8 protein-coding genes are annotated in these 6,747 nt (G+C 62.7%); 7 read left to right on the top strand and 1 reads right to left on the bottom strand.

Annotated features, from left to right (window positions below; genetic code table 11):
• Nucleotides 1-286: 286 nt before the first annotated feature.
• The 7 genes from CKO11_RS16990 (at nucleotide 287) to CKO11_RS16960 (ending at nucleotide 4,784) form a co-directional block, all read left to right on the top strand.
• Nucleotides 287-1,591, top strand: coding sequence for an FprA family A-type flavoprotein (locus CKO11_RS16990; RefSeq protein WP_223641465.1), 1,305 nt, complete (start codon nucleotides 287-289; stop codon nucleotides 1,589-1,591).
• 25 nt (nucleotides 1,592-1,616) lie between these two features.
• Complete coding sequence (gene fdxC, locus CKO11_RS16985; protein ID WP_223641463.1) at nucleotides 1,617-1,904, top strand: ferredoxin FdxC; 288 nt, start codon at nucleotides 1,617-1,619, stop codon at nucleotides 1,902-1,904.
• A gap of 63 nt (nucleotides 1,905-1,967) precedes the next feature.
• Entirely contained in the window at nucleotides 1,968-2,165 is a 198-nt protein-coding gene (locus CKO11_RS16980; protein ID WP_223641461.1) for a 4Fe-4S binding protein, read from the top strand.
• Nucleotide 2,166: 1 nt separating this feature from the next.
• Nucleotides 2,167-2,661 carry a SoxR reducing system RseC family protein gene (locus CKO11_RS16975; RefSeq protein ID WP_223641459.1) on the top strand — a complete coding sequence of 165 codons (495 nt, stop codon included), beginning with the start codon at nucleotides 2,167-2,169 and terminating at the stop codon, nucleotides 2,659-2,661.
• Nucleotides 2,658-3,749, top strand: a complete 1,092-nt coding sequence (locus tag CKO11_RS16970; RefSeq protein WP_223641457.1) for an FAD:protein FMN transferase — start codon at nucleotides 2,658-2,660, stop codon at nucleotides 3,747-3,749. The genes CKO11_RS16975 and CKO11_RS16970 overlap by 4 nt, the downstream gene beginning before the upstream one ends.
• Before the next feature lie 66 nt (nucleotides 3,750-3,815).
• Entirely contained in the window at nucleotides 3,816-4,187 is a 372-nt protein-coding gene (gene fdxD, locus CKO11_RS16965) for a ferredoxin FdxD (protein WP_223641454.1), read from the top strand.
• Nucleotides 4,188-4,244: 57 nt separating this feature from the next.
• Complete coding sequence (locus CKO11_RS16960) at nucleotides 4,245-4,784, top strand: peroxiredoxin (RefSeq protein WP_223641452.1); 540 nt, start codon at nucleotides 4,245-4,247, stop codon at nucleotides 4,782-4,784.
• A gap of 88 nt (nucleotides 4,785-4,872) precedes the next feature.
• Here the strand turns inward: CKO11_RS16960 and CKO11_RS16955 are convergent, their stop codons facing one another.
• Nucleotides 4,873-6,699 carry a M3 family oligoendopeptidase gene (locus CKO11_RS16955; RefSeq protein ID WP_223641450.1) on the bottom strand — a complete coding sequence of 609 codons (1,827 nt, stop codon included), beginning with the start codon at nucleotides 6,697-6,699 and terminating at the stop codon, nucleotides 4,873-4,875.
• Nucleotides 6,700-6,747: the final 48 nt, after the last annotated feature.

Genomic DNA, 6,747 nt, shown 5'->3' with positions numbered 1-6,747 from the left:
GTGCAGGGGCGGGGCGGCGCAGGTTTGCGGGCGGGCCTGACGGGGCAGGCGACCGGGTGTCGGGCGGTTTGCGGCTGATCTGTAAGGCTTGTCGCATTCCCTACAAATTGTCGGAGGTGCGCCATCACGCATTCGGGAGCTTTGGGGTGCCGCAAAGCCCGTCTTTTGCGGTTCGGCCTTAAGCGGGTGGGGGCGCGCGCTTTCTGCGTGGTGGCGTCACGGCTTGGCACGGTTCTTGCTTCATCTTTGGTGATGCGCGCCTTTGCGCCCAAACCGGAGCTGTGCCTTGTCCGTCCCGCCTTTCGCCCTGCGTCCGCCTGCCCCCCGCACGACCGGCCCCGATGGCCCGGTCGAGGTTGCCCCCGGCGTGAACTGGATCGGCGCGCTGGACCCTGGCCTGCGCAGTTTCGATGTGATCTTAAAGACCTCGAACGGGACCACCTACAATTCGTATCTTGTGCGCGGGTCAGAGGGCGTTGCCGTGATCGACACGGTCAAGGCCGATTTCACGGATGCGTTTTTCAAGCGTCTGGAAGAGGTCGCGCGCTATGACGAAATCCGCTACATCGTCCTGAACCATCTGGAGCCCGACCATACCGGCGCCGTGCCCGAATTGGTGCGCCGCGCGCCGCAGGCGGAAATCTTGCTGTCGCCGCGCGGTCTGCCGATGCTGCGCGCGCTTCTGGGGGACGCGTTCGAGGGGGCAAATGTCCGCCCCGTCACCACCGGCCACAACGCCGATCTGGGCGACCGCAAGCTTGAGTTCATCAACACCCCCTACGTGCATTGGCCTGATACGCAATGCACCTGGCTTGCCGATGCGCGGGTGCTGTTCACCTGTGATCTGTTTGGCAGCCATTTCTGCGACGGGCGTCTGTTCGAAGATCAGGTGGATGATTTCCGGCTTGCCTTTGACAATTACTTTGACCGGATCATGCGGCCCTTCCGCAGTTTCGTGACTTCGGCGCTCGATAAGATCGAACCGCTTGATTTCACCACGCTTGCCCCCGCCCATGGCCCCATTTTGAACAATGCGCCGCGCGATTGGCTGGCGCGCACCCGGCTTTTGGCCACGCCGCGCCGCAAGGCCGACAGCGCCGAGAAAGTGCTCTTGATCTTTTACGTCTCGGCCTATGGCTCGACCGCGCAACTGGCCCAAGCGATCCATGATGGCGCCGAAGAAGAACCCGGTGTGCGGGTGTCTTTGTTCGATCTGGAAGGCTCGGATATCGGCCCCTTCCTTGATCTGATCGAAGAGGCCGACGGCATCGCCATTGGCACACCTACGATCAACGGCGATGCGGTGCGCACCGTGTGGGACATGCTGGCGCGGCTGGTGGACATTGAAACCAAGGGCAAGCTGGGCGCGGCCTTCGGCTCTTATGGCTGGTCGGGCGAGGCGGTGCGCCTTGTCGAGGCGCGCCTACAAGGGCTGAAAATGCGCCTGCCCGAACCGGGGCTGCGGGTCAAACTGCACCCGTCCCCCGAAGAGTTGGAAGAGGGGCGCAGCTATGGCCGCCGCCTTGCGCAGCAGCTGACCGGCACCGCCGCGCCCCGCGAAATCGACTTTGCAGAACTTGCCGCCCGATAACCGAACAAAGAACGAAGGACAAAGCATGGAAAAGGCGACACTGACGTTCACCGATGTCTCGATCACGGTCAACGTGCCCCCCGGAACCCGGATCATCGAGATGTCCGAGAAGGTCGGCTCTGGCATCACCTATGGCTGCCGCGAGGGCGAATGCGGCACCTGCCTGACCCATGTGGTTGAAGGGGGCGAGAACCTGTCGGAACCCAGCGCGCTGGAAATGCGGGTGTTGTCGGAAAATCTGGCGGGGAGCGACGATCGGCTCGCTTGCCAATGCCGCGTTCTTGGCGGGAACGTGAAAGTCCGTCCGGGCTAAAAGTTAAAAGCCTTCCACCGCGAGCTTTGGCTCGCAAAACCCTGACCAGGAAAGGAAATTCCAATGGCCATGCAAATCGACCCGAACCTGTGCACCTCTTGCGGCGATTGTGAACCGCAATGCCCGACCGAGGCGATCGGTCCGAAAAAAGGCGTCTATGCGATCAACGCCGATCTGTGCAACGAATGCGAAGGCGAAGACCTGCCGCATTGCGTTTCGACCTGCATGGAAGACGGCTGCATCACGCCGATCGAGGCGTAAGATGACGGGCTGCACGCCCGAAACGGCCGCCGATCCCGAAGCGCGCGCGCTGAGCGAGCGGCTCCGGGTGGTCGCGGTGGGGTCCGACCGGCTGACGGTTTTGGCCGACCGTGCGGCGGGCTGTGCAGCCTGCGCCTCGCGCAAGGGCTGCGGCACCGGGGCTTTGGCCCAGTTGGCGCGCCCGCAATTGCTTGAAATCGCCCGGCCCGAGGGGCTCGACATTCACCCCGGGGACGAGGTCGAGGTGGCGATGGGCGGCAATGACTTTTTGGCCGCGGCCGGTCTGGCCTATCTGCTGCCTGCCGTCACTTTGGTTGTGGGCGTGTCTTTGGCCGCCGGGGCCGGGGCGGGGGATCTGGTCTCTGGGCTTGTTGGGCTGGTGGCCTTGGCGCTTGGCTTTGTGCCCGTCGCGTTGATCGAGCGGCGCGGGCGGCGCGTTGCCGAATTACAGGCCGTGGCCGTCTATCCGCCCAGCCCGCAGACGTGCAGCCCATGAAGGCAGGCGGGGCGCTTTTTCGGGTTTCTGTCGCCGCGCTGACGGTGTTGGGCTTGGCCGGAACCGTGCACGCTTTGCGCCCTGACCCCGAAGATGTCAGCCAATCGCTTTATCTTTTCGGCACCATGGTCGAAGTCGAAATCCATGGCGTGAAGGAACCACAGGCCCGCGCCGCGATCGCGCGCGTCGACCAACATTTGCAACAGATCCACACAGATTGGCACGCATGGCGCCCCGGCGCGCTGGAAACTCTCAATGCCGCATTGGCGGCGGGCGAAAGCGCCCGTGTCGATCCGGCCTTGGCGCAGGTTTTGGCGCAGGGGCGTGATCTGGCCTGCACCTCGGACGGGCTGTTTGATCCGGCGATTGGCGCGCTGATCGCGGCTTGGGGCTTTCATGCCGATACGCTGCCCGAGGGCGATCCGCCCTTAGATGCCACGATCGACGCGTTGATTGCGCCGCATCCGACGATGCTGGATGTGACGATTTCCGGCACCGAGGTGCGATCTTCCAACCCCGCGGTGCAATTGGACCTTGGCGCCTATGCCAAGGGCGCGGCGCTGGATCTGGCCGAAGAGGATCTGCGCGCCGAAGGCATTACCGATGCGGTGCTGAACGCAGGCGGCGGCGTGCAGGTGATGGGCCGCCATGGGGCGCGGCCTTGGCGGGTGGCGATCCGCGACCCGTTTGCTTGGGGGGTGGTGGCCGCGCTGGAGCTTGCCCCCGGCGAAGCGCTGCACACCTCTGGCAATTATGAGCGCTACCTTGAGGCCGGTGGCGTGCGTTTTTCCCATATTCTGGACCCGCGCACCGGGCGGCCCGTGACCGATATCGTCTCGGTCTCGGTGCTGGCCGAAAACGGCGCTTTGGCCGATGCCGCCGCCACCGCGCTGAGTGTGGCGGGCGCGCAGGACTGGCCGCGCATCGCCGCGCAGATGGGGGTGAAGAATGTGCTGATGATCACCGGGCAGGGCGAGATTTTCGCCACGCCTTCCATGCGGGCGCGACTTGACCCGGTGGGGGGCGATTTCCCCGCCCCCGTGACCTTGGTCGATCTGCCCGCTTCACCCCGCCCGCGCTGCGACTAGGCGCTGGCATAGCCCTTGCTGTGCCCCCTTGGGGGGGTGCCCCCACTCGCGACAAAGGAGAGAGCGATGTCCAATATTACGTTTAGTTCCCCGATCATGAAGAAAGACAAGACGATCTATGCGGTGGCAGGGAACACCGCAACCATTCTGTCGCTCGCCAAAGAGCATCAAATCCCGATCCCGTTCGAATGCGGTGATGGTGATTGCGGTTCGTGCCTGATCGAAGTAACAGCGCTTGGCGACAAGCCGCTGATGGGGATGGCGCTGACCGAAAAAGAGAAGGCGCGTTTGAAAGAGCTTCAGATGATTTCGCCCGAAGAGCTGGAACAAGCAGAAGTGAACGACATCCCGCCGCGTTTCCGCTTGGCCTGCCAGTTCATTCCGCGCGATGAAGACGTGCTGGTGAGCTTCACCGGGACCCCCGGCGGCTCCGCCTGATGCCGACCCGGCGCGCCGCCTCCCCGGCGCGTCGGCCACCGACCTAGAGGATTGACGATGAAAACCAACACCCGACTGCCGCAAGTGACGTTCCAGACCCGCGTGCGCGACGAAATCGTGGGCGGCCCGAACCCGTTTCGCTGGCAAGAGATGACCACCGCGGATTATTTCGCGGGTAAGCGCGTGGTGCTGTTCTCGCTGCCGGGCGCGTTCACGCCGACCTGCTCGACCTACCAGCTTCCGGGCTTTGAAAAAGGCTTTCCGGAATTCGCGGCCAAAGGAATCGACGAAATCTACTGCCTGTCGGTCAACGACAGCTTCGTGATGAACCAATGGGCCAAGGCGCAGGGCCTTGAAAACGTGAAGGTCATTCCGGATGGTTCGGGCGAATTCACCCGCCGTATGGGGATGCTGGTGCGCAAGGACAACCTTGGCTTCGGGCTGCGCTCGTGGCGCTATGCCTGCATCGTCAATGATGGCGTGATCGAGGCGTGGTTCGAAGAGCCGGGCCTGATGGATAACTGCCCCGACGACCCCTATGGCGTGTCGAGCCCGGAAAACGTGATGGCTTGGCTGAGCCAAGTCGAGGCCGCCTAAGCGAGGCGCGCGCCCGTTTTAAACCCGGCCCCGAAATTGCAAAGCCCCGCCGTTTGGCGGGGCTTTGTCGTATCTGGCGGCGATCGGCTTAGTCTTCCATCGCCTCAAGCTCATCGATGAAGCCCGCGATCATATCGAGCCCCTTGTTCCAAAACGCCGGGTCAGAGGCATCCAGCCCGAAGGGCGCGAGCAGGTCCTTGTGATGTTTCGAGCCGCCCGCTTCGAGCATTTCGAAGTATTTGGCCTGAAAATCGGGCAGGCCATCGGCATAGGTCGCGTAAAGCGCGTTCACCAGCCCATCGCCGAATGCATAGGCATAAACGTAGAAGGGCGAATGGACGAAATGCGGGATATAGGTCCAGAAGGTCTCATAGCCTTCCATGAATTCGAACGCCGGGCCAAGGCTTTCGCCCTGCACTGACATCCACAGCGCGTTGATGTCTTCGGGCGTCAGCTCGCCCTGCGCGCGCGCGGCGTGCAGCTTGCACTCAAAGTCATAAAAAGCGATCTGGCGCACGACCGTATTGATCATGTCCTCGACCTTGCCCGCCAGAAGCTGTTTGCGCTCGGCCTTGGTTTTGGCATTGTCCAAAAGCGCGCGGAAGGTCAGCATTTCGCCAAAAACGCTGGCGGTTTCCGCCAAGGTCAGCGGGGTATCCGACAGCATCGGGCCCTGTTTCGCCGCCAGCACTTGGTGCACGCCATGGCCCAATTCATGCGCCAAGGTCATTACGTCGCGCGGTTTGCCCAGGTAGTTGAGCATCACATAGGGGTGCACCGTGGTGACGGTCGGATGCGCAAAAGCCCCCGGCGCCTTGCCCGGTTTTACGCCCGCATCGATCCAGCCTTTCTCAAAGAAGGGCTTGGCGATTTCGGCCATGCGCGGGTCAAAGGCGCCATAAGCGCGCATCACCATCTGCTCGGCTTCGTCCCACATGATCTTGCGCGGCGTCTCGGTGGGCAGCGGCGCGTTGCGATCCCAGATTTGCAGCTTTTCAAGGCCGAGCCATTTCGCCTTGAGCGCGTAATAGCGGTGGCTGAGCCGCGGATAGGCGGCGACCACGGCATTGCGCAACGCCTCCACCACCTCGGGTTCGACATGGTTCGACAGATGGCGCCCGGTTTGGGGCGTGGGCATCTTGCGCCAGCGATCCTCGATTTCCTTTTCCTTGGCAAGCGTGTTGTGCACGCGGGCAAAAAGCTTGACGTTTTCGCCAAAGACCCGCGCCAGTTCGCGTGCGGCGGTCTCGCGTTTGGCGCGGTCATGGTCGGTCATCAGCGTGGTGGCGGCCTCTAGGCTCAGCTCTTCGCCGTCGATGGTGAAGGTGAGCGCGGCAGAGGTTTCGTCAAACAGCCGGTTCCACGCCGCAGCCCCCACAACCGATTGGTCATGCAAAAACTTTTCCAACTCATCGGAAAGCTGATAGGGCTTCATCGCCCGCATCCGGTCAAACACCGGCTTGAAGCGCGCGACCTTTTCATCGGCAAAGACCGCTTCATAATGCGCGTCGTCGATGCGGTTGAATTCAAGGCTGAAAAACACCAATGGCGTGGTGAAATTGGTGATCTTGTCTTGCGCATCGGCCATGAATTTGGTGCGCGCCACATCGCCGGTGTTTTGGTAATAGCGCAGCCCGGCATAAGACATGATCCGCCCCGCCGTGGTCTCGATCGCCTCATAGCGCGCGATGCAATCCGCCATGCCCGCCGCATCCAGCCCGGCCAGTTTGCCCTCATAATCGCGGGCGAAATCGGCGCAGGCTTTTTCCAGCCAGTCCATATCGCGGGTAAGCTCGGGGGCATCGGGGGCGGGGTAAAGATCGCTAAGATCCCAATCGGGCAGGGCGCCGAAATCGCCCGTGCCGCCTTGCGCGGGGGTGGCATCGAAAGCTGCGGCGGGAAGGGGGGTGTTCATGCAAACCTCATCATCTGTCCCCCCACAGATAGGGGTTGGGGGGACAGA

It is taken from the genome of Rhodobacter sp. TJ_12 (assembly GCF_020023995.1).
In the GTDB taxonomy this organism is placed as follows: Bacteria; Pseudomonadota; Alphaproteobacteria; order Rhodobacterales; family Rhodobacteraceae; genus Rhodobacter.
This window is presented reverse-complemented; position numbering and strand designations above follow the sequence as displayed.